Annotated in this window: 20 protein-coding genes; 8 read left to right on the top strand and 12 right to left on the bottom strand. The window is 64.2% G+C overall.

What is annotated here, in order from left to right:
- Positions 1-86: 86 nt before the first annotated feature.
- Entirely contained in the window at positions 87-2,330 is a 2,244-nt protein-coding gene (locus EHO51_RS09455; protein ID WP_124738676.1) for a primosomal protein N', read from the top strand.
- A gap of 27 nt (positions 2,331-2,357) precedes the next feature.
- On the opposite strand, the gene hrcA is transcribed toward EHO51_RS09455, so the two are convergent.
- The 4 genes from hrcA to EHO51_RS09475 form a co-directional block, all read right to left on the bottom strand.
- Positions 2,358-3,443: a heat-inducible transcriptional repressor HrcA gene (gene hrcA / locus EHO51_RS09460; RefSeq protein WP_124738677.1), complete on the bottom strand. Its 1,086-nt coding sequence runs from the start codon at positions 3,441-3,443 to the stop codon at positions 2,358-2,360.
- A gap of 84 nt (positions 3,444-3,527) precedes the next feature.
- Positions 3,528-4,313: an outer membrane protein gene (locus EHO51_RS09465; protein WP_124738678.1), complete on the bottom strand. Its 786-nt coding sequence runs from the start codon at positions 4,311-4,313 to the stop codon at positions 3,528-3,530.
- Positions 4,314-4,480: 167 nt separating this feature from the next.
- A complete protein-coding gene (locus EHO51_RS09470) occupies positions 4,481-5,728 on the bottom strand; it encodes a glycosyltransferase (protein WP_124738679.1) in 1,248 nt (415 codons plus the stop codon).
- A 219-nt stretch (positions 5,729-5,947) separates the two neighbouring features.
- Positions 5,948-7,225 (bottom strand): glycosyltransferase, encoded by a 1,278-nt coding sequence (locus tag EHO51_RS09475; RefSeq protein WP_432431906.1) that lies wholly within the window; start codon positions 7,223-7,225, stop codon positions 5,948-5,950.
- Between the two features lie 119 nt (positions 7,226-7,344).
- Here EHO51_RS09475 and EHO51_RS09480 point away from each other — a divergent pair, with 119 nt between their 5' ends.
- Both EHO51_RS09480 and EHO51_RS09485 read left to right on the top strand, forming a co-directional pair.
- Positions 7,345-8,301 (top strand): hypothetical protein, encoded by a 957-nt coding sequence (locus EHO51_RS09480; RefSeq protein WP_124740102.1) that lies wholly within the window; start codon positions 7,345-7,347, stop codon positions 8,299-8,301.
- A gap of 119 nt (positions 8,302-8,420) precedes the next feature.
- Positions 8,421-9,587, top strand: a complete 1,167-nt coding sequence (locus EHO51_RS09485) for an LptF/LptG family permease (RefSeq protein ID WP_124738680.1) — start codon at positions 8,421-8,423, stop codon at positions 9,585-9,587.
- Here EHO51_RS09485 and EHO51_RS09490 read toward each other — a convergent pair.
- The 3 genes from EHO51_RS09490 to EHO51_RS21235 are packed head-to-tail and all read right to left on the bottom strand — an operon-like array spanning position 9,566 to position 11,314.
- Positions 9,566-10,327 carry an ABC transporter ATP-binding protein gene (locus EHO51_RS09490; protein WP_124738681.1) on the bottom strand — a complete coding sequence of 254 codons (762 nt, stop codon included), beginning with the start codon at positions 10,325-10,327 and terminating at the stop codon, positions 9,566-9,568. The genes EHO51_RS09485 and EHO51_RS09490 overlap by 22 nt on opposite strands.
- A complete protein-coding gene (locus tag EHO51_RS09495; RefSeq protein WP_124738682.1) occupies positions 10,317-11,141 on the bottom strand; it encodes an ABC transporter permease in 825 nt (274 codons plus the stop codon). The genes EHO51_RS09490 and EHO51_RS09495 overlap by 11 nt, the downstream gene beginning before the upstream one ends.
- A 50-nt stretch (positions 11,142-11,191) precedes the next feature.
- Positions 11,192-11,314, bottom strand: coding sequence for a hypothetical protein (locus EHO51_RS21235; protein WP_255722823.1), 123 nt, complete (start codon positions 11,312-11,314; stop codon positions 11,192-11,194).
- Between the two features lie 29 nt (positions 11,315-11,343).
- Between EHO51_RS21235 and EHO51_RS09500 the strand changes: the two genes are divergently transcribed.
- A complete protein-coding gene (locus EHO51_RS09500) occupies positions 11,344-12,843 on the top strand; it encodes an FAD-dependent oxidoreductase (RefSeq protein ID WP_124738683.1) in 1,500 nt (499 codons plus the stop codon).
- 5 nt (positions 12,844-12,848) lie between these two features.
- On the opposite strand, the gene glmS is transcribed toward EHO51_RS09500, so the two are convergent.
- From glmS to glmU, 4 genes are all read right to left on the bottom strand, one after another.
- Positions 12,849-14,678 (bottom strand): glutamine--fructose-6-phosphate transaminase (isomerizing), encoded by a 1,830-nt coding sequence (gene glmS / locus EHO51_RS09505; protein ID WP_124738684.1) that lies wholly within the window; start codon positions 14,676-14,678, stop codon positions 12,849-12,851.
- Between the two features lie 111 nt (positions 14,679-14,789).
- Entirely contained in the window at positions 14,790-15,191 is a 402-nt protein-coding gene (locus tag EHO51_RS09510; protein WP_124738685.1) for a type II toxin-antitoxin system VapC family toxin, read from the bottom strand.
- Positions 15,188-15,406: a type II toxin-antitoxin system VapB family antitoxin gene (locus EHO51_RS09515; protein ID WP_245434537.1), complete on the bottom strand. Its 219-nt coding sequence runs from the start codon at positions 15,404-15,406 to the stop codon at positions 15,188-15,190. The genes EHO51_RS09510 and EHO51_RS09515 overlap by 4 nt, the downstream gene beginning before the upstream one ends.
- A gap of 68 nt (positions 15,407-15,474) precedes the next feature.
- Positions 15,475-16,836: a bifunctional UDP-N-acetylglucosamine diphosphorylase/glucosamine-1-phosphate N-acetyltransferase GlmU gene (glmU, locus tag EHO51_RS09520; RefSeq protein WP_124738687.1), complete on the bottom strand. Its 1,362-nt coding sequence runs from the start codon at positions 16,834-16,836 to the stop codon at positions 15,475-15,477.
- Between the two features lie 249 nt (positions 16,837-17,085).
- Here glmU and EHO51_RS09525 point away from each other — a divergent pair, with 249 nt between their 5' ends.
- Genes EHO51_RS09525 through EHO51_RS09540 form a run of 4 tightly spaced genes read left to right on the top strand, consistent with a single transcriptional unit; the run spans position 17,086 to position 22,272 of the window.
- Positions 17,086-18,630: a glucan biosynthesis protein gene (locus tag EHO51_RS09525; protein ID WP_124738688.1), complete on the top strand. Its 1,545-nt coding sequence runs from the start codon at positions 17,086-17,088 to the stop codon at positions 18,628-18,630.
- Positions 18,618-20,846, top strand: coding sequence for a glucans biosynthesis glucosyltransferase MdoH (gene mdoH / locus EHO51_RS09530; RefSeq protein WP_164479375.1), 2,229 nt, complete (start codon positions 18,618-18,620; stop codon positions 20,844-20,846). The genes EHO51_RS09525 and mdoH overlap by 13 nt, the downstream gene beginning before the upstream one ends.
- 32 nt (positions 20,847-20,878) lie before the next feature.
- Positions 20,879-21,223: a DUF952 domain-containing protein gene (locus tag EHO51_RS09535; RefSeq protein ID WP_124738689.1), complete on the top strand. Its 345-nt coding sequence runs from the start codon at positions 20,879-20,881 to the stop codon at positions 21,221-21,223.
- Positions 21,220-22,272, top strand: a complete 1,053-nt coding sequence (locus EHO51_RS09540) for a quinone-dependent dihydroorotate dehydrogenase (protein ID WP_124738690.1) — start codon at positions 21,220-21,222, stop codon at positions 22,270-22,272. Before EHO51_RS09535 ends, EHO51_RS09540 begins: the two co-directional genes overlap by 4 nt.
- 46 nt (positions 22,273-22,318) lie before the next feature.
- Here the strand turns inward: EHO51_RS09540 and EHO51_RS09545 are convergent, their stop codons facing one another.
- Positions 22,319-22,699: a hypothetical protein gene (locus tag EHO51_RS09545; RefSeq protein WP_164479376.1), complete on the bottom strand. Its 381-nt coding sequence runs from the start codon at positions 22,697-22,699 to the stop codon at positions 22,319-22,321.
- Between the last annotated feature and the right edge of the window lie 59 nt (positions 22,700-22,758).

Below are 22,758 nucleotides of genomic sequence, written 5' to 3' on the forward strand. Positions count from 1 at the left end.
GTTGAAGCCGATGCTACCGAACCCTCTCGCGCGCCGCTTCGTTCCAGAAATTTCGCGGAGGATCGGAAATGGATTAAGCCCTGGGCATGAGCGCGGCGCAGGACGAGGAAGAAAGAGCGCGAGTCGTCGAGATCTTGGCGCCCGTCGCGGTCGATTCGACCTATTCCTACCTTGCCCCGGCGGCGATGCGGCTTTCCCCCGGCGACAGCGTCACGGCCCCGCTGGGACGCCGGGAGGCTTATGGCGTCGTCTGGAGCATCGACGGCGGCTCCGGCCCGGGCGGTAATCTCAAGACGATCAGCGCCCGTCTCGACCGGCCGCCGCTTTCGCAAAAGCTGCGCAGCTTCATAGACTGGCTCGCACGCTACACGCTGACGCCGCGCGGCATGGCGCTACGGCTCGCCACGCGCGCGGCCGAAGACGCCGGGCCCGAGGCGCTGCGCATGATCTATCGCGCGACGGGCAATGTCCCGGAACGATTGACGCCGACGCGCGCTCGCGTCCTCAAAGCCGCGGAAGGCGGCGTTGCTTTCGCCAAGAAAGCGCTTGCCGAAGCCGCCGCCTGCTCGACGGGCGTCATCGACGCGCTTGTCGATGAGGGCGCGCTGGAGGCGATCGCCGCGCCGCCGGCGCCGATTTCGCCGCCGCTCGATCCTCTGTTCGCTGCGCCGGCATTGGAGCCCGCGCAGCAGGACGCCGCCGACGCGCTGAAGGCGTCGCTTTCACCACGGGCGTTCAAGCCCTTTCTGCTCGAAGGCGTCACCGGCTCAGGTAAAACCGAGGTCTATTTCGAGGCGATCGCGCAGGCGCTGGAGGCAGGCGGACAGGCCCTCGTCATGATGCCGGAAATCGCGCTCACGACGCAATTTCTGGAGCGTTTCGCGGACCGTTTCGGCGAAAAGCCCGCCGAGTGGCATTCCGGCGTCGGAGCGCGCAAACGCGCGCGCATCTGGCGCGGCTGCGCGACGGGCGACGTTCGCGTGGTCGTCGGCGCGCGCTCGGCGCTGTTTTTGCCCTTTTCGGATCTGCGCCTGATCGTCGTCGATGAGGAGCATGAAGGCGCCTACAAACAAGACGACGGCGTGAGCTATCACGCGCGCGACATGGCGGTCGTGCGCGCGCGCATGGAGGAGGCCACGATCGTTCTCGCCTCGGCGACGCCATCCATCGAAACCCGCGTCAACGCCATGCGCGGCCGATACGGTTATCTGCGACTCGATTCGCGGGCGCGCGCACGGCTGATGCCGACGCTCGCAGCGATCGACATGCGCAAGGAAGGCCCGCCGCGCGGCCGATGGATCGCGCCGCGGCTGGCGTTGGCGGTGGGCGAAGCGATCGCGCGCGGCGAGCAGGCGCTGCTCTTTCTCAATCGGCGGGGCTATGCGCCGCTGACGGTTTGCCGCACATGCGGCCATCGCTTCCGCTGCGAACATTGCGACGCCTGGCTCGTCGAACATCGTTTTCGGCGTGCGCTGATGTGCCATCATTGCGGCCATATCGAGCGTCGGCCGCACGCTTGCCCTGAATGCGGCGCCGAGGACTCGCTCGCCGCCTGCGGACCGGGGGTGGAGCGGCTCGCCGAAGAAGCGGCGACGCTCTTTCCAGATGCGCGCATACTCGTTCTCTCATCGGATTTTCCTGGCGGCGCCGACCGGCTGCGGCGCGAATTGGAGGAGATCGCCAAGGGCGCCTTCGATATCGTCATCGGCACGCAACTCGTCGCCAAAGGCCACAATTTTCCTTTTCTCACGCTTGTTGGCGTCGTCGACGCGGATCTGGGCTTGGGCAGCGGCGATCCACGCGCCGCCGAGCGCACATTTCAGCTGCTCAATCAGGTCACAGGGCGCGCCGGGCGCGGCGACAAGCCCGGCCACGCCTTGATCCAGACGTTTCACCCGTCGCATCCGGTGATCGCGGCGCTGCTCTCGGGAGACGCGGAAAAGTTCTACGAACAGGAGATCGCCATACGTGAACGCGCGGGACTGCCGCCCTTCGGCCGTCTCGCCGCGCTGATTGTCTCCGCCAAGGACGCCTCCACCGCGGAAGCGCATGCGCGCGCACTCGCTCGCGGGGCGCATGAACTGCCGCCATCGCCCCGTTACAGAGTCGCCGCGCCCGGCGCCTGGCCAGAGCAGAATGAAATCGCGCTGCTTGGTCCGGCGGAGGCCCCCATCGCGCTCATCCGCGGGCGCTATCGATTCCGCTTGCTGGCCAAAGGACCGCGAGGCGCCGACATGCAGGCGTTTCTACGCGACATGCTCGCCGCCGGACCTAAGGAGCGCGGCGGCGTTCGCGTTCAGGTCGACGTCGACCCGCAAAATTTCTCTTAACCCCGATCGCCCGCCTGAGCAGCCGCTTTACCCGCCAATGACGCGCGCCACGACCTTGGCCGTATAGTCGACCATCGGAACGATCCGCGCGTAGTTGATCCGGGTCGGGCCGATGACGCCGAGCGCGCCGATGATCCGGCGTTCGCTGTCGCGCAGCGGCGCCGCGATCATCGACGAGCCTGAGAGCGAGAACAGCTTGTTCTCCGAGCCGATGAAGATTCGGACCCCTTCGCCCTGCTCCGCCCGCTCCAGCAGGTCGATGACCTCCGTCTTCGTTTCCAAATCGGCGAACAGGAGTCGAACGCGCTCGAGGTCGACGGCGGCGGTCAAGTCCTCAAGGAGATGCGCCTGCCCTCGGACGATCAGCTGCCGCGATTCGCCCATCGCGCCCGCCCAGGTCGCCAGTCCGGCTTCGACAATCCGCGCGGCGAGTTCGTCGAGCTCCATTTGCGCGGCCCGGCGCGAGCCTTCGATGTTTTCGCGGGCTTCGGCGATCGTGCGTCCCGAGACGCGCGCGTTCAGATAATTGGCGGCTTCCGTAAGCGCCGAGGCCGGAAGATCGCGCGCGACGGGAATCACGCGGTTTTCGACCGATCCGTCATCGGCGACGAGAATGACCAGAGCCCGCTCCGGCTCGAGCCGCACGAAATCGATCTGCTTCAACCGCACATTGTCCTTGGACGCGACGACGACGCCGGCGACGCGCGTCAGTCCAGACAGCAGACTCGTCGCTTCCGCAAGGACGCCGGGAAAATCATGGTCTTTGGACGCCGCTTCGACCTCGGCGGCGATGCGCGCGCGCTCGTTCTCCTCGACGTCGCCGATCTGCAGCATGGAATCGACGAAAAACCGCAGGCCAAGCTCGGTCGGAAGACGTCCGGAGCTCGTATGCGGCGCATAGATGAGGCCGAGTTCCTCCAGGTCCTGCATGACATTGCGCACCGAGGCGGGCGAGAGCGTCATCGGCAGGAGCCGGGCGAGATTGCGCGAGCCCACCGGATCGCCTGAGGCGAGATAGGTGTCGACGATATGCCTGAAAATTTCGCGGGAGCGCTCGCTGAGTTGCACGAGACTGAGAGCCGATGTGTGGGTAAGCGGGCCGCTGCGGATCATACCTTGAGAATATCACATCGAAGGCCCAACAAAAAAAGCCCGGCCGCGAGGCCGGGCTTTGTCGACGTCGGGGAGGACGGTCGATCAGAGGCCTAGTTCCGGCATGCCGATCAGCGCGCCGAAGCTCTTGACCTGATAATTCACGCCGATGCGCGCGATGTGGGTGTCGAGGTTGTTGCCGGTCGTGACGCGGTAAGCGAAGGGGAAGCCGATGCTCGCGCCGGATGCGCCCTTCATGCGGGTGAAGAGATACTCCGCCTTGACGGTCCAGTTGTCGAGAACGGCGTATTCCACGCCGGCGCCGACCGTGAAACCCGCCTGCCATACGGCCCGGCTGGACGGGAACACCGATCCATTCGCCCATTGCTGGCCGTAGGGACTCACCTTGCCATAGGCCAAGCCGCCGGTGATGTATGGGAGGATCCGGCCGAAGGCGTAACCGAAGCGTAAACGCTCCGCGCCGAACCACTGCAGACGGCTGCTGGCGCCGACGCCGGTAAAATAGCCGCTCGTATTCGTCGCTCGAACGTTGGCGTAGTTGTATTCGCTTTCGTAGCCGACCACGATACGGTTGGCGAACACCCAGTTATAACCATTCTGATAGCCGACCATGTATCCGCTCGTGCCGATCGAATTCGACGTCGGGAACACGAGGAAAGCCCCGGGCTGCAGCGCGTAAAGGTTCGAATACTGGCTGGAGACGCCGCCGGCATAGGAACCGCTAACGCCGATGTGGAAGCCTTCCCAGCTGAAGGGCGGCGGAAGAGGAGGCGGCGGCGGCGCCTTGTAGCTCGGAAGGTCAGCCGCCGAAGCGGCGCTGACCGCCAGGATTGACGCAAAGGCGCCGAAAATAAAAGCTCTGAAAGTCATTCGAGGCGCCTCCAATAAGCTCGTCCTCCCGGGACGAACGGCAGTTTCGAATATAAAGTATCATCATCGAACCTAAGACGTAATTAGCGCCAAAGGCTCCGACCACGTTTTTCGGGCGCCGTTGCCGATGAGACACACCTCCCCACAACGCGCTGATTTCCTGGAATCTACTCCCCAGATCCGGCGCTGATCAGCGCGGCCGCGAGAACGCCGAGGCTCGCCTTGTACGCCGCGAGCGAAAGCCGCGACTCGTAATAGCGGCGCGCCGGGCTGCCGCGCCGCCCCGCTTCGTCCAGAGGCGCGCTGACCGCCGCCGCCCGGTTCAGGGCATCGGCGAATTCTTCAGCCGAACTGACAATGACGACGCCAGGAAGGCGCAACGCTTCCTCATCCATCCCACGCATCGCCTGAGTGGTGGCGATCAGCGGCAGGCCGCTCGACAGCGCTTCCACTGTCTTGATCGAAAGTCCAGTGCCGCTGATCGTCGGAAGCAGCGCGAGGCGGGCGTTCGCGTAGACGACGCCGGGATCTTCGACCCGACCCAAAAACCAGTCCTTAAAGGCGGCGTATTGCTCCGGCGCTTTTGAACGCACCCCGGCGTCGACGTTGCCGACGATCTTCACTGTGACGCCCGGCGCTTTCGGCGCGACTTCGCGCAGAAACCAGACGACGCTTTCGACATTGGCGGTGTTGTTGCTCGCGACAAGAATGATGTCCGGACCGCCGGGACCGGTCGGCGCCTCAGGCGTTGCGGGATAGAGCAGCGCATGCGCCTTCTCAGGAATTAGAGCGCGAAAGTCTTCGGCCTCCTGCGCATTGAGATGCAGCAGCAGATCGGCGCCGCGCATCGCCTCAAGTTCCTGCGCCAGCATCGATTCGTAGGAGGCGCGCGGGGAAAGCCAGAGCTTTGTTTCGTTGATCAGCGCAAACTGCCGCGCCTGCAGATCATGCGTGTCGAGCAGGATCGGCGCGACGCCCCGCGCAAGACGGCGCGCAATCGGCATCAGAAAAAAGTGGTTGCAGTGAACGAGATCGAAGGTCGCGCCCTCGATGGCCGGCGATAGCCGCGCCCGCTCCGCCATGCCAAGACGAACCACCGCCTGATCGCCATGGAGATAAGGCCACAGAACGTCACGCAAAAATTGCGGCGAGAGCATCGCGTGGAACGGCGCGCCGCCGTAATAGCGCGCGCCGTCATCAAGTTCCGGAGTCGCCTGGTTGAAGGATTTCCAAATCCAGTTCCGACCCGGAATGAAACCTGGATCGGAACTGATCGCGATCGGAAAAACTTCCGCTCCTAAAGCGTGATAGGCGGCGATCTGGCCAAGGACGACGCGATACGTGCCGCAGGAGTGCCAAGCCGGGTGGATCAGCGCGACGCGGCGGCCAAGAAGCGGACGCTGGGCGCAGGCCAAGCAATCACTCGATGCAACGCTCAACCCGTTCCTCCAGCTGGCGCGAGCCGCAGCCTAAGCAGAGTTCGTCTGCCCCGACAATCGCTTTAGTGCGGAACGGTTGCAACTGACGCGTTTGCGCGCAGGGCGCCGACCAAAGAAGTGCGTCTATGCTTGATTGCACAAGTGGCGAATTTGGCGCTCGTGGCGCGTCCGTCCGTGTAGCTTGTTAGGCCGGATTTAGAGCGCTGCGGCGGACATCGCCAGAGCGCGCGCATAAGCCTCTGGGCTGAACGCCTCTTCGTACAGGCGGCGCGTGTCGCTTCGCTCCGGATCTGCGGGTTCTCCGCTCACGGCCCGCGCCTGGGCTTCGCCCCATAGGGCCGCAAATTGCCTGGCGTTTTCTGCGAGAGCCACATTTCGCAATCTGGCGGGATCGATTTGCATGCCGCGAAACGCCAGCGGGGTCGCGACGAGCGGCGCGCCGCAGGATAGCGCCTCGACCGCCTTGATCGACAGGCCGTGGCCTTCAACGGTCGGGAGCAGCACACAGCCAGCGTTGGCGTAGACGGCGCCGATATCGTCGACGCGACCCTTGAACAGGGTGCGATGCGACTCATAGAGCGCCGCGTCGCGTCTCTTCATGGCGCCGTCGATATTGCCGTAAATCGCGACGCGGGCGCCGCCCGCAAAGGGCATGACCTCCTGCAGGAACCAGCGGAGGCTCATGTAATTGGCGTAGTTGTCGCTCGCCACGATGATGATGTCGCGGCCGCGCGCCAAGGGCGCCGACGCCACCGCCGGGTAAATGAGCGCATGTCGCAACTCCGGAAGGAGCTTTTGAAAATCAAGATGCTCCTCCTCGTTGAGATGCGCGCAAAGATCGGCGCGGCGCATCCATGCGAGTTCGACCTCGAGCATGCCGTCGTAGGTCGCATAGGGCGGAATGAAGAAACCGCCCTTGTTGCGCAACACATATTGGCGCGCCTGAATGTCCTGCGTCTCCAGAACGACCGGAACTTTACGGCCGCGCATCAGCCTTTCCGCGAAGGGCAGCGTGAAGTAATGATTGGCGTGAATGAAGTCGATCGACTCGCTCTCGAATCCTTCGGGCATGGGCGTGCGCTTTGCGAGCTCGATGAGCCATGACGCCTGATCGCCGTGGATCAGTCGCCACCAGCCATCGACGAGCAACCGGGACGCCAAGGCGGAGAACGGCGCGCCTGAATGAAAACGACGGTCGGCGCCGATGTCGCGCGACGCTTCAATATAGGCTGGCCAGCGCCCGCCGAGCGGCGGGCGGCGTGCGAGATCGTCCATCATCGCGACAGACACGACGCGCGCGCCCAGCGCCTTATAGGCGGCGATCTGACTGACGTTCACCTGATAACTGCCGCAACTGTGCCAGGCGGCATGAACAACGGCCACGGTTTTGCCGGCGAAAGGCCGCGCCTGCGGGCCTGCGGTCCGTGCCCCGCGCGCCGCGGATGACAATATATGGCCCATCGTATCAGACATCGTGCTGCAACATGGTCGTTCGTTCTCAAATACCTTACGAGAATCGCTCGCTCGGCCTCTCAGGCGCGCCGCATCGCTGCTGTTTCACATTGAGGCGTCCCGACCCGCATCTTTCCTCAATGCCGAGCCGCCACTTGCTTTTGGCCGACATTTTCAAATACATCCCGTATATGAGGCTTCGCGTTCCAAATCCAGTCTTATCGCCCGAGGGCGCCGCGGCCGGCAGCCCCGCGTCCACCCCCGCCCCCGCCAAGCGTTACGGCGTCGCCATTGTCGGCAATGACAAGATCATCGACTGGCTGCTCCCATTTCTCGAAAGCTACCGAGACACCAATTCGGCGCTGCCGCTTTATCTCATTCCCTATGACGACAATGTCGTCATGACGCGCCGCGCGGCGGAGATTTACGGGGCGCATTACGTCGGCGAAGAGCCGACCGAAATCGACAAGCTCTCGCACGAACTTTATCCCGGCATCTTCAACACCAACCGCCGTCGGCTGCGAAAGCTGCAAGCGCTCGCGCTGCCGCTCGATGAAGTCGCCTATGTCGATGTGGACGTCATTCTGTTTCGCGACTTCACGCCGCTGTTCGGCCGTTTGGACAAAGGCAAGACGGAGTTCATCGTCGCCTCTCCGAGCTTCGAATATGTCTACAACGACAGGCGCGACCACTATCCGTTTTTGAAGGATGCGCTCCTTTTCAATGACGGCTTCTGGGTCACCTCGAACCAATATCTGAAGCTGTCCGATTTCATGGATACAATCCGCGACGACGCCGTAATTTTCCATGACGTGCGCAAGCGCGGTCAGCTCTTCGCCCAGCCGCTCGTTAATTTCGTCACGCACCGCCGCGGCCTGAAAATCGAGCTTTTGCCGAACGTCATCGCGGGCGCCTCTCACGAAAGCTTCTACAAAGCGCCAGGCGTCGAATTCAAGAATGGCAAGCCCGTCGACTACGAAGGCAAGGAAATCTATTTCGCGCATTGGGCCGGCGCGACAGCGCTGCCGAAGAATGGCGTGTTCGATGAGGCGTGGACGCACTATTCGCAAGCCGCCTGGGCGAGGTTCAAGCAATGACTCGCGGCGCCGCGCGTCGTGCGCGCCTTTGCGCCGGCGCGCCGTTCCGCCGCTTAGCCGTCGCGATGCCGATTTTCTTTGGCGCTCGGCGCGACGCCGAGCGATAGCGGAGCCCCGCCATGCCGCGCCTGTTGTTCCGCTATCTGTTCAAGCGCATCGGGTTCGGCGTGCTCATCGTGCAGTTCGCGCTCTCCATTCCCGTCGTCCTGTCATATCTGCTTTACCAGCTGCCGCCCGCCGCGGTGCGCGGCGGCCTTGTCATTCCCGCTTTGATCGGGGTGACGCCCACGGTGGCTTATGTGACTTTGCCGATGGCGGTGGGCGTCGCCACCGCGCTCGAGTTCGGCCGCATGGCGAGCGAAGGCATGATCGCCGTTCTCTACGCGCTGCGCCTTTCCGTCTGGGCCATCTGCCGCCCGGCGCTGGTCTTGGCGGCCGGCGTCGTGGTCCTCGGCTATCTGCTCGCCAATTTCGCGGCGCCTTACTATTCGAGCGGCATGCAGGACGTGCTCAATGTCGTGCGCAATTCGCTCAACCATCGCATGCTCGACGCGGCGCGTTTCTACACCTTCGACAATGGCGTGAAGACGCTCTACATCGAGCGTTGGGAGACGCCAGACCTTGCGGTAAATCTGTTCGTGCGTCAGCTTTCGATCGAAAAGATGCAGGAAGAGACGGTGACGGCGGCGCGCGCCGAATTTCGGCGCAATGAATCCGGGGTCATCGTCGCGCTCTCCAATGGCAGCATCCAGACGCGCTCATTGACGTCAGGCGACGTCCGCATCGCCAATTTCGATGAATACGCCATGGCGTTGCCGATGCAGGGCAGCGCATCGCTGCCCGACCGGGGCTGGCGCGGCGTCTATGAATTGTCGGCCGGGGCCTTTCTCGCCAATTACGCCGCCGCGCGGCGCGATCCGCGACAGCTCGGCGAGTGGACGGCGGAGGCGGCGAAGCGCTTCGGCGTGCCGGCGCTCGCCATCGCCCATACGCTCCTTGCGATGGCCCTCGTCCTGACATTTGGAAATATCACTGGCCGGCGCGGAGCGGCGGGCGGCCTCGCCACGATTGCGGTTCCAGCCGTGCACATCGGCTTTCTCGTCGCGCTTGAGTCGCTTCTGCGCATCAGTGGGTTGTTCGTCTTACTGCTTGCCGCGCTCGCGCTCGCCGAAGTCGGCGTTTCGCTTTGGCTTCTTGCCCGGCTCAACCGCAGTCCCAAGCCCAAGCGCCTGTTCGACGCACGCGCTTCATCGGCGCGGGACGTCTACGCGACGCCGCTCGCCTGACCCTCTTCGGCGCGCATCGCCTTACGGTATTCCGCGACCACCTTCTGCGGATCGCCCATCTCGCGCACGACGCCGCCCTCGAGCCAGAGCACGCGATTGCATAGAGAGGCGAGAAAGTTGAGATCGTGGGACACCATCAAAATGGTGCCGGTTTTGGCAAATTCGGCGATGTATTTCTCGCACTTGCGCTGAAAGATCTCGTCGCCGACCGATAGCGCTTCATCGACGATGAGCACGTCGGCCTTGGCGTGGGCGCAGATCGCGAAAGCCACGCGCGCGATCATGCCCATGGAATAGGTGCGCATCGGTTGCTCGAAAAACGACCCGATGTCGGCGAAGGCGGCGATGTCGTCGATGCAGGCGTCGACCTCTTTGCGCGACAGCCCCAGGATCGCCGCGCCGATGCGGGCGTTTTCGCGCCCCGTCAGCAGCCCGTCGAAGCCCGAGCCGAGCGCCAAGATCGGCGCGATACGGCCACTGACCCTGAAATCGCCTTTTGTTGGCTGGGTAATGCCGCACAGAATCTGCAGAAGCGTTGTCTTGCCGGCGCCATTGCGTCCCACGATGCCGACGCGCTCGCCTCTCTCGACCGTGAAATTGACGTCATGCAGGACCCATTTGTCCTTATAGAATTTCTTCCATAGGCCAAACAGGATCTGCTTGAGCTGGTCGTTCTGATGCGCATAGAGCTGGAAAGCCTTGCCGACGCCCGCGCAGCGGATAGAAGGCTCAGATGACATCGACGATGACCGATTTGTAGCGCATGAAGAACTGATAGCCGCCAAGGAACACGGCGTAGGAGACCGCGACAAGCGCGAGATAGCCGAAGACGTTTGGAATTGTTCCATCAAGAGCAAGGGAGCGCAGCATCTCGATGTAATCCCCGACGATGTTGAAACGCAGCCAGAAGGCGGCCGATTTCGACATCGCGGCGATCTGGTCCAGGCGATAGAAGATCGGCGTCGCGAACATGAGCACCGGCACGATCGAGGCCATGATATGGGCGACGTCGCGCGTGAACGCCCCGAGCGCCATCAAAAACCACACGACGCCGATGATGAAGAGGAAAAAGGGCGCGATCAGGAACGGCGTCAGCACGATCGTTAAGGGAATGGTTCCGGCTGTCAGCAACCGGAAAACGATATAAACGGCGAAGCCCACGCCGCCATATGTGAACGCCCGGATCGTCGCCGTCCAGGCGATGGTCTCGCTGGGGAAAATCGACTTCTTCACGAAGTTGACATGCTCGTGCAGAAGCATTGGCGCCCGATAAGCGAGTTCGCTAAACAGATTGAAGACAATGAGCCCGATGAAAATCGAGCTTGCGTAGTCGGTGACGCTCACGCCGGCGGAAAGCTGCGGAACCGTGATCGAGAACAGCGCCGTGTAGGTGAGCAGCATGAAGAGCGGCGAGAGCACCGCCCAGAGCGGTCCGAGCGCCGAGCCGCGAAATCGGGAAATGAACTCGCGCCGCACGACGGCGCGGATAAGCTCCCGGTTGCGCCAAGCTCGATCAAAGGGCGCGACATAGACGGGAGGGATCGAGGCGAGCAAGTGTCGGCGCGTCCTTAGGTTCAGACCATGATTTCGAAAAGCGCGAGTCGTCACTGGGACAGGATCATGCGCCGATCGAGCATTCTCGCGCCGGGCGCGGCGTCGCCCGCATAGACCAGTTCAGCCCGCCCCCTGTCAATGGCGACGCTCACCCTCACGGGAACCGCATGCATTATCGAGCTTATTGTCTTTGGAAGCGGCCATGGTGACGCGTCGTGCGACCATCGCAGGTCTGGGCGCGCTGGCGACGCAGTTGGTCCTGCCGAGCGCCGAAGCTGCGCAAGAGCCGCCCTATCAACTGGGCGAATGGACGGGCGACAGTTTCGCGCCCATGCACGCGATCCGCGACGGGCTTTGGCGCGCGCCGCTTTCGGCTCCCGAGCGGCGCGTCGACGTCGTCGTCATCGGCGGCGGTCTGGCCGGCCTCGCCGTCGCGGCGCTGCTACGGGATCGCGACGTGCTGGTCCTGGAGCGCGAGTCGGAGCCCGGCGGCGTCGCCAAATCGGGCCGCTGGCGCAATGTCGACTATGCGCTCGGATCAGCCTATATCGTTGACTTATCTGATCCTTTCAGGGCGTTCTACGAGACGCTGGGCCTCGCGCCGCGACCTGTCAGCGAACCGGTCGACAGAGCGCTGCCCGGGGCGGCCGGCGCCGGGGACCCAAGGGAGGGAGAATGGCGCGGCGCCTATGAACGGCTGAAGGCGCTTTTGCGCCGCCTCGGCGAGAGCCCGGACTTTCCCAAGATCCCAATCGCCGAGGCGTCGGCGCCGGCGCTTGCCCTGGACAGGCTGTCGCTCCTCGACTTCGTCCGGCGCGAACATATCGACGCCGAACTCTTCGGCCTGCTCGACGCCTACTGCCTCTCAGCGCTCGGCGCGCCTACGGCCGAAATCTCCGCCTATGCGGGCGTTAATTTTCTTTCGGAGATCAACGCGCCGATCTACGCCTTCCCAGGAGGCAACGGGGCGATCGTCCGCGCTATGGCGGCGCGCCTGTCGCGCGCCGGCGAGGGACGCATCGTCACGGGCGCCGCGGTCTACGCGATCGAACCGGCGGAAGGCGGCTACGCCCGCGTGGGCTGGTTCGACGCGCAACACCCTGGGGAGCCCCGCTGTCTTGAGGCGCGCTGGGCGGTCGTCGCCGCGCCTTACTTTTTCGCCGGCCGTATTCTGCGCGGGGTCGATCTCGCCGCGACGGCGCAAATGACTCGGTTGCGGCAGGGTAGCTACCTTGTCGCCAATTGCTGCTTCGAGGGGACGCCGCAGGAGCTGCCCTATGACAGCTGGGCCCTGGGCGCCCAGAGCTTCAGTGACGCGATCAGCGCGACGGCGATCCTGCCCGCCGCCGAGCGGCCCAAGGATCACAGCGTCCTGACCGTCTACGCGCCGTTCCGCGACCCTGGCGCGGGGCGGGCGCGCCTCCTCGCCGGCGACCGCGCCGCCTTCGCCGCGCCGATCGTCGAAGAATTGCGGCGTTTCATGCCGGAGGCGTTCGGCAAGGCGCGGCTCGCGGAGGTGCGGCTGACGCGCTGGGGACACCATCACCTCATCGCCACGCCGGGGATCGTCGCCACGATGCGCGCCCTGCCAAAGCGCTTCGGCAATGTGCTGCTCGCCCATTCGGACGGACAGGGCATGCCGGCGGTCGAGAGCGCCATCGTCGAAGCGCAGAACGCCGTCGAGATCATCACGAGGGGCTGATCGCCCTACTCCACCGTCACGCTCTTGGCGAGATTGCGCGGCTGATCCACGTCTTTGCCCATGAAAGTCGCGACGTGATAGGCGAGGAGCTGCGCCGGAACCGCGTAGACGATGACCGCAAACGGGCCCGCGACGCTTTCCGGCATTTCGATGAAACCGGCGAGATCGGCGGCCGCGGCGTCCCGAGCGTGCGGCGAGCCAATCAAGATTAAGTGACCGCCGCGCGCGGCGACCTCCTGCAGGTTCGATACAGTCTTATCGAGGCTCGCGTCGGGCGGCGCCAGCACGATCACCGGCATGGCGTAGTCGATCAGCGCAATCGGACCATGCTTCAGTTCGCCGGCGGCATAGCCTTCCGCGTGGATATAGGAAAGCTCCTTGAGCTTCAGCGCGCCTTCGAGCGCCAAAGGAAAAGCGGTTCCGCGTCCGAGATAGAGCACGCTCGAAGCCCGCGCCACGTCACGCGCCACGGGTTCGATCTGCGCCTCGTGCGCGAGCGCCTGCGCCATCTGCCCCGGCGCGGCGACGAGTTCGGCGACCAGTTCGCGTTCGCGCTCCTTGCTCAGAACGCCGCGCGCGCGGCCGAGCGCCAGCGCAAGACAAGCGAAAACCACGAGCTGACAGGTGAAGGCCTTCGTCGAGGCGACCCCGATCTCCGGTCCCGCCAACGTCTGCGCCACCGTGTCGCTCTCGCGGGCGATCGTCGAGGTCTCGACATTGACGATCGAGAGAATGTGCTGGCCCTGCTCGCGGGCGTAGCGCAGCGCGGCGAGCGTGTCGGCGGTTTCGCCGGACTGCGAGACCAGAATCGTCAATCCATTCTCGGGCAGCGGCGCCTCGCGGTAACGAAATTCCGACGCGATATCGATTTCGACCGAAAGACGGGCGAAGCGCTCCAGCCAGTAGCGCGCCACGAGCCCGGCGTAATAGGCCGTGCCGCAGGCCGAAATGGTGACACGCGAGAGCGTCTGCGGATCGAATTTGAATTCGAACGGCAGGCGCACGACGCCCTCGGCGAGATCGAGGTAATGCGCGAGCGTGCGGCCGACGACCTCCGGCTGCTCGTGGATCTCCTTGGCCATGAAATGGCGATAGTTGCCCTTGTCGACCAGGAAGGAACCGGCCAGCAGCGGCTGGAAGCGCCTCTCGACGAGATTGTCATTGGCGTCATGGAAACGCGCGCCTTCGCGCGTCAGCGTCACCCAGTCGCCTTCGTCCAGATAGGCGATGGAGGTCGCGAATGGCGCGAGCGCCAAGGCGTCGGAGCCGAGATAGGCGCCTTCGTCGCTCCAACCCACGGCGAGCGGCGAACCGCGCCGCGCGCCGATCAGAAGATCGCTTTCGCCCTCGAAGAGAAAGGCCAGCGCAAAGGCGCCTTTGAGCCGCTTCAGCGCCGCCGCGACAGCTTCTTCAGGCGACGCGCCGTTGCGCAGCTGGTCGGCGACGAGATGGACGACGGCCTCCGAGTCGGTCTCGCTCGAAAAGACATGGCCCTTCGCCGTCAGCTCGGCGCGCAGCTCGCGGAAGTTTTCGATGATGCCATTATGAACCACCGCGACGCGGTCGTTGGCGTGCGGATGGGCGTTGTTCTCGGTGGGGCGGCCATGGGTCGCCCAGCGCGTGTGGCCAATGCCGATGGCGCCCGAGAGCGGCGCGGCTGCGAGCTTCTCTTCGAGATTCTTGAGCTTGCCGCTCGCCCGCACACGAGTGAGCCTGCCGTTCTCCAGAGTGGCGATCCCGGCCGAATCATAGCCCCGATATTCGAGACGCCTCAGCGACTCGACAATCTTGCCGGCGACCGGACCTGTTCCGATGATTCCCACAATGCCGCACATGACGACCTCCGAAAGCATAATAGCAAGAGCGCCGCCAAAGCGGATGGGCGCGAGTAAAGACGGGAATCAGGGTTGAGGGAGGCTCCCGCTCGCTTGGCCTCGTTGCAAGCTTCATAAACGACAGGCGCGCACGTCGGTCGCCGAAAAGTCGGCGCCTTTGAAGAGGAGCGGCCAATCAAGAGTCTTGGCGAGCGCATAGGCGGCGCAATCGGCGAGATTGAGCCGCGCTTTGGGATCGACGCCCTTGCCATAGCGCCCGTAAGCGGCGATCGCCGCGCGCGCCTGCGCCGCGTCGAAGGCCACGATTTCAAAGTCATTATCGTCACGCAGAAAACGCCACAAACGCGCCACGGCGACATCGCCATGACGCGCGCGCAAGACAATGCCTGTTTCGAGTACATTTAGCGCGGAAACCTGCAAACGCTCGGCATCATGAATAGCGCGAGCGTAAAGCGGCGCGTCTTCCTCATGTTCTAAAATGGCGATCAATGCGGAGCTGTCGACGACAATCATAGCTCGTTGATGTCGTCCATGATCTCCTGTGGAGAACGAGGATCGAGAATCGGCAAGGCGGCGATTTCGGCGCCCAATGCCTGCATCTGTTCGACCGTCATGCGACGTCGACGCTGCGCCGGCGACACGCCCGCCGCCCGCGCGGACGCTTCCAGCGCCTGACGGACGGCCTCGTCGACGGAAACCCGCCTAGCGGCCGCGAGGCGCTCAGCCAAGACCTCGGTCTCTCGGGAAAGCGTAATCATCGCGCCGAATTTAGCATGAGCATGAAAGAAAGTCCGGCCTATTCCACCTTCGCCTTTTTCGCCGCCTGCGCCATACGAAACGAGACCGCCCAGCCCATTTTTTCCGACTGCCGCCCGCGCGCCACGGCGAGCGCGTCCGGCGCAACATCCCTGGTGATGACGGAGCCGGAGCCGACATAGGCGCCCTGGCCGATCGTCACCGGCGCGACAAGCGACGAGTTTGAGCCAATGAAGGCGTTTTCGCCGATCGTCGTGCGATATTTGAGGAAGCCGTTGTAATTGCAGGTGATGGTTCCTGCGCCGATATTGGCGTTGGCGCCGATGTCGGCGTCGCCGATGTAGGACAGGTGATTGACCTTGGCGCCTCGCGCGACATTGGCGTTCTTGATCTCGACGAAATTCCCCACCTTGGCTTTTTCCGCAAGCGCCGCGCCGGGCCGCAAGCGCGCGAAGGGTCCGACGCTTGCGCCTGCGCCGACGCGCGCGCCTGCAAGATGCGAAAAGGCGTGGATCACGGCGCCGTCGGCGATTTCAACGCCCGGTCCGATGAAGACATGCGGCTCGATGACGACGTCGCGGCCGATCACGGCGTCGGCCGCAAGAAAAACGGTTTCCGGCGCGGTCATCGTCGCGCCCCCCGCCATGGCGGCGCGCCGAAGCCGCGTCTGCGCGACGGCCTCAGCCTGCGCGAGCTGCATACGGTCGTTGACGCCGAGAACTTCGGCTTCGTCGGCGATGACGACTCTCGTTTCGAGTCCTTCCGCGCGCGCAAGCTCCACCGCGTCGGTGAGATAGAATTCGCCCTTGGCGTTCTTGTTGTCGATCTTTTCGAGCAGGCGCAGCGCCTCTACCCCGTCGATCGCCATCACACCGCCGTTGCAGAGCGTGACCGCGCGTTCTTCGTCGCTTGCGTCTTTTTCCTCGCGGATGGCGACGAGGCGCCCCGCCGCGTCGCGCAGCAGCCGTCCGTAACCGAATGGGTCGGACGCCTGAAAGCCCAGAACGGCGACGGCGGCGCCCTCGGCAAGGGCGGCGCGCAACGCGCCGATCGTCGGCGCTGTCAGGAGCGGCGTGTCGGCGAAGAGCACAAGGAGGTCGTCAGCTCCTTTAGCGATGGCGTGGCGCGCGGCGAGAACGGCGTGCGCCGTGCCGCGTCTTTCGCTCTGCACGAAGATTTCCGCCTCAGGGATGAAGCGGCGCGCCTCCGCGCCGACGTCATCACGACCCGGCCCGACGATCACGGCGACGCTGCCGACGCCCGCCGACATGGCGCTCGAGAGCACATTGCCAAGCATCGAGCGCCCGGCGACCTCGTGCAGCGCCTTCGGTCGGTCGGATTTCATCCGCGTGCCTTCGCCGGCGGCAAGGACGATCGCGAGCGCGCTTCTTTCTGTCGGCATCGGGCGCCCAAAGGCTAGACGTTGGCGTAAGGAGCCGGCGTACGACGCCGCTCAGGCCGCGGTTCTGGCAGATTCGAGCGGCGGAACGCAAGCCGCCGCGGCTTTCGCGCGCAGCCCTCAAAAACCGCCAAGAAAACCATTTTGTCTCCTTAGCTTTCTTGTATAGAGGGGCTGTCGCCCAGCCCAGCGCCGCAAAATGGCTCAATCACACGTTCATGGACCGCGCGGATCGGCCTCCTTCGGTAGCTCATGTTTGAACGTCGAGATGTTTTGAAAGCGGGCTTGGGCGCAATCGCGGCGGGAATCGTTCCGCCGCCGTCAAGCGCGGGGACCGCCAGTCAGGCAGCCCCCCCGACGGTTCAAAAGCCAGCGCCATTCTCGCGCGACATGGTCGTCGAACTTGCCCGCGCGCTGGCCGCGAAGCCTTATACGCCGCCGCGAACCGACCTGCCCGAACCCTTCGCCAATCTCTCCTATGAGCAATTCGTCGGGATCAAGACGAAGCCAGATGCGGCGATTTGGCGTCACGACAATACGGGTTTCAGCATCGAGCCGCTTCACCGCGGCCATATTTTTGCAGCTGCTGTGGATATCTACGTCGTGGAGAACGGCGCCGCCGCGCGACTGCCTTATGAGGCGAGCCGCTTCGACTATGGGGCGCTCAATGTCCCGGAGACGCTTCCCAACCTCAGCTTTTCGGGCTTTCGGGTGCTTCACGCCCAAAATGGCGGCGCCGAGGCGGAGCTGGCCATATTTCAGGGAGCGAGCTTTTATCGGGCCGTCGCGCGCGGGCAGAATCTCGGCGTGACGGCGCGCGGGCTCTCCATTCGAACGGCGGATCCGCGCGGCGAGGAATTCCCCGCCTTCCGCAGCTTCTGGATCGAAAAGCCCGCGCTCAGCGACAACGCGCTCGTCATCCATGCTCTGCTCGATTCGCCAAGCGTCGCCGGCGTCTATCGCTTCACGCTGCGGCCGGGCGAAGCGACGCTCATCGACACCGAATTGACCCTCTATCCGCGCACGGCGGTCGATCATTTGGGAATCGCCGGTTTTGCCGGCGCTTCGCTCTTTACGCCGCTCGACCGTCCCAGACTCGACGATTGGCGGCCGATGGTCGCCGACATCAACGGCATTCAGATGCTCAGCGGCCAGGGCGAATGGCTCTGGCGACCCGTGTCGAACCGGGAGAGTCTGCAGTTCTCCTCCTTTGTCGACGACAATCCGCAGGGCTTTGGCTCGCTGATCCGGCAGCGCGACATTGACGACTATGAGGATGACCAGCAGCACTGGGAGCGCCGTCCCTCGCTGTGGGTCGAACCGCTTGGCGAATGGGGCGAAGGCGCCCTGCAGCTCGTCGAAATTCCCTCCGAATCCGAAATCAACGCCAATATCGTCGCCTATTGGCGGCCCAAGACCGCTCTCGTCGCCGGCAAAGAGACGTCATTCGCCTATCGGCAGTTCTGGTGCTGGGAGCCGCCGACGCGGCCGCCGCTGGCGATCGCCATGAGCGCGCGCTCCGGCCGTGCGCCGGGCGCCAAGCTCCGCCGTTTTATTGTCGTGTTTTCCGGCGACGTGTTGGCGGACCCTCAACGCACAACGCAGCTGAAAGCGGCGTTGACGACCTCTCCGGGATTGGCGACGAATATTCGGACCTATTTAAATCCGTCGGCAAAGTCCTGCCGCGTCGCCTTCGACGTAGACCCTGCCGGCGAGAACTACTGCGAGCTTCGGCTCGTTTTGCAGTCCGACGAGCGACCGATCAGCGAGACCTGGCTTTATCGATGGACGTCGTGACCCTCGCTCCTTCAGACGATCCGTCGCGGGCAATGGAATGGCGGACCGCCAGCTCCGATCCCGCCGCCGCCCCGCCGACCCCGATCGAGAACCGACTGTCGATGCCGGCGCAAAACCTTTTTAAATTCGACAAGCGGCAGCAGCGCAAAGCCGAAGCGCCTTGGCTGTGGCGCACGCCATGGCTTGCGAGGATTGTCACCTTTGGCGGCGGTCTGGCGCTGACGGCCTATGGCGCTCACGAGATGTATAAGGTCGTCGACGTCGGCGGGGTGACCACATTGAAGTGGGCGCTGCTGGGGCTGTTCGTGCTGAACTTCTCCTGGATCGCGCTGTCCTTCACGAGTTGCATCGTCGGCTTCGCACTGCTGATGCGCCAGCGCCGGCGCCCGGCTCTGCCGACGGCGCTCGCCGAGACCACCGCCGTCGTCATGCCGATCTACAATGAGGCGCCGAGCCGAGTGTTCGCCGCCCTGCAGACGATCTACGAAGACGTGCAAGCGACCGGCCTTGGCGCGCATTTCGATTGGTTCTTCCTCTCCGACACCACCAATCCCGACATCTGGGTCGCCGAAGAGCGCGCCTTCATCGGCATTCGCCGCCGACTGGGCCCACAGGCGCGAATCTTCTACCGCCGGCGTGAAAAGAACACCGGACGCAAGGCGGGCAATATTGAAGATTTCGTCTCGCGCTGGGGCGGCGCCTACAAGCACATGGTGGTGCTCGACGCCGACAGCCTGATGAGCGGGCCGACCATCGTGCAGCTCGCCGCCGCAATGGAGGCCGACCCCGACAGCGGCATCATCCAGACCCTTCCGCTGATCATCAACCGCAACACGCTCTTCGCCCGGGTCCAGCAATTCGCCGCGCGCATCTATGGGCCCGTCATCGCGATGGGGCTAACGGCCTGGATGGGCCGCGACGGCAATTACTGGGGGCATAACGCGATCATCCGCACGGAGGCCTTCGCCCGCTACTGCGGCCTGCCCGACCTGCGCGGCCGCCCGCCCTGGGGCGGCCATATCCTGAGCCATGACTTCGTCGAAGCCGCGCTTATCCGCCGCGCCGGATACGCGGTCTACATGACGCCGACGCTCGGCGGCTCCTATGAGGAAAGCCCGCCTTCTCTGATCGATTTGTCGATTCGCGACCGCCGCTGGTGTCAGGGCAATCTGCAGCATTCGCGCGTACTGCTCGGCAAAGGCTTTCACTGGGCGTCGCGGCAGCATTTTCTCACCGGCATCTTCGGCTATCTGACGTCGCCGCTCTGGCTGCTGCAACTTCTCATCGGCATCGTCATCGTCTTCCAGGCGAGCTATTTCCGACCGGAATATTTCACCGGCGAATTTGCGCTGTTTCCGACCTTCCCGCGGTTCGACGCCGAACGGTCGCTCGAACTCTTTGGACTGACGATGGGCATTCTCCTCGCTCCCAAGATGTTGGGCTTGATCGTCGCCATCAACGAGCCGGAAACGCGCAAAGGCTCCGGCGGCGTGATCATGCTGTTGATCTCGACCCTTTTCGAAGTCGTGCTGTCCGCCCTGCTCGCGCCGATCATGATGCTGATTCAGACCGGCCATGTGCTGCACATCGTTTTCGGCTTCGATACCGGTTGGGATCCGCAGCGACGCGACGACGGCTCAGTGCCGTTTGCCGATATCGTCCGCCGCCACATGTGGCACGTGGCGCTGGGCCTCTTAAGCCTCATCGCAGGCTTCATGATCTCGCCCTCGCTCGCGGCCTGGATGTCGCCGACGATCGCCGGCCTCGTGCTCGCGATCCTTATCTCCTGGGCGACGAGTCAACGTTGGCTCGGCCTGATGTTTCGTCGCGCCGGCGTGCTGACGACGCCCGAAGAAACCACGACGCCGCCGATCGCCAAGCGGGGCAAGGCGCTCTCCAAAGCGCTGGCGCGCGCCGCCGAAGATGACGTCAATGGTCTGCTGGCGCTCCACGCCGATCCCGAGTTGCGCGCGCTGCACGAAAGCTGGCTGCCGACGCGACGCCCGAGGCAGCGCGGGCAGATCAGCGCGGACCGCGCCTTGGCCGAAACCAAGATCGCCGACGCCGAGACAATTGAGGACGCAGTCAATTGGCTGAACCGCGGCGAGCGGCTTGTGGCGCTCTCCGACCGTGCGCTCATCGGCATGGTCGCGCGTCTGCCGCGCCGCGCCGCGCAGGCGGCCGTTGCGCAGAGAACCCCGCGCGCCGCGGAGTGACTCGGCGGGCTTGAGACAAGGCTGATGGGTTCGTGACTCATATCTACAAAATCATTTCGCAGTCGGAGTGGCGTGCGGCGGAAGCGGCCGGCCTCTTTAGCGGCGCGGCCGTCGATCTCGCCGACGGCTTCATTCATTTCTCAACCGCGGATCAGGTTGAGGAAACGGCGGCGAGGTATTTCGCCGGCCAAACCGATCTGCTGCTCGTCGCCGTGGACTTCACGCAGCTGGGCGACGCGCTCAGATGGGAGGTTTCGCGCGGCGGCGCGCCGTTTCCCCATCTTTATGCGCCGCTTTCGCTCGAGACGGTGGCGCGCGTCGATCCGCTGCCCTTAGGCGCGGACGGCCGGCACGATTTTTCGGCCGTCCTGAAATGACGGACGCCTTCGCGATCGCATCGCCGCTTTTGCGTCTGCTCGACGCTGAAACCGCGCACCATGCAACGATCGCGACGCTAAAACTGCTGCCCCGTCGCGCGCCGTCGGCGGATGATCCACGCCTCGCGGTCCACGCCTTCGGTCTCGACTTTCCTAATCCGATAGGCCTCGCGGCAGGCTTCGACAAAAATGCCGAAGTCGCCGACGCGATGCTCGGTTTCGGATTTGGCTTCGTCGAAGTCGGCACGCTGACGCCGCGCGCGCAGCCCGGCAATCCGCGTCCGCGCGCCTTTCGACTCATCGAGGATCGCGCCGTCATCAATCGCTACGGCTTCAACAATGAGGGCCATGCGCCGACGCTGGCGCGCCTGTCGAAGCGCGCGCGCCGAGGAATCGTCGGCGTGAATATCGGCGCCAACAAGGACGCTGGCGATCGCGTCGCCGACTATGTCGCGGGCGTCAGCGCCTTCGCCGATGTCGCGAGCTATTTCACGATCAACGTCAGTTCGCCGAATACGCCGGGCCTGCGCGATCTTCAGGAGCCTGAAGCGCTGTCCGATCTCCTCGCGCGCGTCATTGAGGCGCGTGACGCGGCGCCGGTTCGGCGGCCTTTACTCCTCAAAATCGCGCCCGATCTCACGCTCGAACAGCTCGACGCCATCGTGCGCGTCGCGCGCGACAAGCGCATCGACGGCATGATCGTCTCGAACACGACGATTTCGCGGCCCCTAACGCTGCGCTCGCCACAGGCTAAGGAAGGCGGCGGCCTCTCCGGCGCGCCGCTGTTCGATCTCTCGACGCGCAAGCTCGCGCAAACATTTCTGCGCGTGGAAGGTCAGTTTCCGCTGATCGGCGTCGGCGGGGTCGACAGCGCGGATGCGGCGCGCGCCAAAATCGAAGCCGGCGCGACGCTGGTGCAGCTTTATTCCGCGCTGGTTTATGAAGGGCCAGGGCTGGTCACGCGCATCAAGCGCGGGTTGGCGGAAACGCTCGCGCGAGACGGAGAGGCGCTGGCCGCAAGGATCGGCAAAAGGGCGAAGTCATTTTAGCGCCGGATGAAACGCTCGACGGGGTTTCCCCTGCGATTCTCCATCGCTACTCGCCCTGAGAAGGATGCGCACGCCGACCGCGCGCCGTCAGGCGCACGATTGAGCCGCCCGGACGCGGAAATACGAGCTGCAAACAATCTCCCGGTCCGTTGGTGATTTCCCACGGATGGGTCAGAAAGGTGCTGATCGTTTTGCGCTCTCCAGGATTAAGACCGCCATAGCTCTTGTCGCCGCCAGAGAAGTCCTTCCAGTAAATGCCGCGATATTCGCCCGACTGATTGACGAAGGTGATCGTCGTCGCGACGTCGCTGTTTTGTGAACGCGCGCTCGGACAACCGGCGTGCGCCGAGGTTGCGGCTCCTAGGGAGGCAGCCGCAACAATCGCGACCCAGAGCCGCAACGATGACCGAGTTCGATTGTCTGTCACAGGGTTCCCCTTCACGATGCGTGCCATGTTGAGGGCGCGCGCCGCCTATAATGACGCGC

Source organism: Methylocystis rosea (genome assembly GCF_003855495.1).
Taxonomy (GTDB): Bacteria; Pseudomonadota; Alphaproteobacteria; order Rhizobiales; family Beijerinckiaceae; genus Methylocystis; species Methylocystis rosea_A.

What these genes read in the sequence shown, in the direction of transcription:
- EHO51_RS09500 (WP_124738683.1), top strand. Translation starts at nt 11,344, where the DNA reads ATGGTGACGCGTCGTGCGACCATCGCAGGTCTGGGCGCGCTGGCGACG.
- EHO51_RS09540 (WP_124738690.1), top strand. Translation starts at nt 21,220, where the DNA reads ATGACGGACGCCTTCGCGATCGCATCGCCGCTTTTGCGTCTGCTCGAC.
- EHO51_RS09510 (WP_124738685.1), bottom strand. Translation starts at nt 15,191, where the DNA reads ATGATTGTCGTCGACAGCTCCGCATTGATCGCCATTTTAGAACATGAG.
- glmU (WP_124738687.1), bottom strand. Translation starts at nt 16,836, where the DNA reads ATGCCGACAGAAAGAAGCGCGCTCGCGATCGTCCTTGCCGCCGGCGAA.
- EHO51_RS09465 (WP_124738678.1), bottom strand. Translation starts at nt 4,313, where the DNA reads ATGACTTTCAGAGCTTTTATTTTCGGCGCCTTTGCGTCAATCCTGGCG.
- mdoH (WP_164479375.1), top strand. Translation starts at nt 18,618, where the DNA reads ATGGACGTCGTGACCCTCGCTCCTTCAGACGATCCGTCGCGGGCAATG.
- hrcA (WP_124738677.1), bottom strand. Translation starts at nt 3,443, where the DNA reads ATGATCCGCAGCGGCCCGCTTACCCACACATCGGCTCTCAGTCTCGTG.
- EHO51_RS09490 (WP_124738681.1), bottom strand. Translation starts at nt 10,327, where the DNA reads ATGTCATCTGAGCCTTCTATCCGCTGCGCGGGCGTCGGCAAGGCTTTC.
- EHO51_RS09480 (WP_124740102.1), top strand. Translation starts at nt 7,345, where the DNA reads ATGCCGAGCCGCCACTTGCTTTTGGCCGACATTTTCAAATACATCCCG.
- EHO51_RS21235 (WP_255722823.1), bottom strand. Translation starts at nt 11,314, where the DNA reads ATGCATGCGGTTCCCGTGAGGGTGAGCGTCGCCATTGACAGGGGGCGG.
- EHO51_RS09525 (WP_124738688.1), top strand. Translation starts at nt 17,086, where the DNA reads ATGTTTGAACGTCGAGATGTTTTGAAAGCGGGCTTGGGCGCAATCGCG.
- glmS (WP_124738684.1), bottom strand. Translation starts at nt 14,678, where the DNA reads ATGTGCGGCATTGTGGGAATCATCGGAACAGGTCCGGTCGCCGGCAAG.
- EHO51_RS09475 (WP_432431906.1), bottom strand. Translation starts at nt 7,225, where the DNA reads ATGTCTGATACGATGGGCCATATATTGTCATCCGCGGCGCGCGGGGCA.
- EHO51_RS09455 (WP_124738676.1), top strand. Translation starts at nt 87, where the DNA reads ATGAGCGCGGCGCAGGACGAGGAAGAAAGAGCGCGAGTCGTCGAGATC.
- EHO51_RS09485 (WP_124738680.1), top strand. Translation starts at nt 8,421, where the DNA reads ATGCCGCGCCTGTTGTTCCGCTATCTGTTCAAGCGCATCGGGTTCGGC.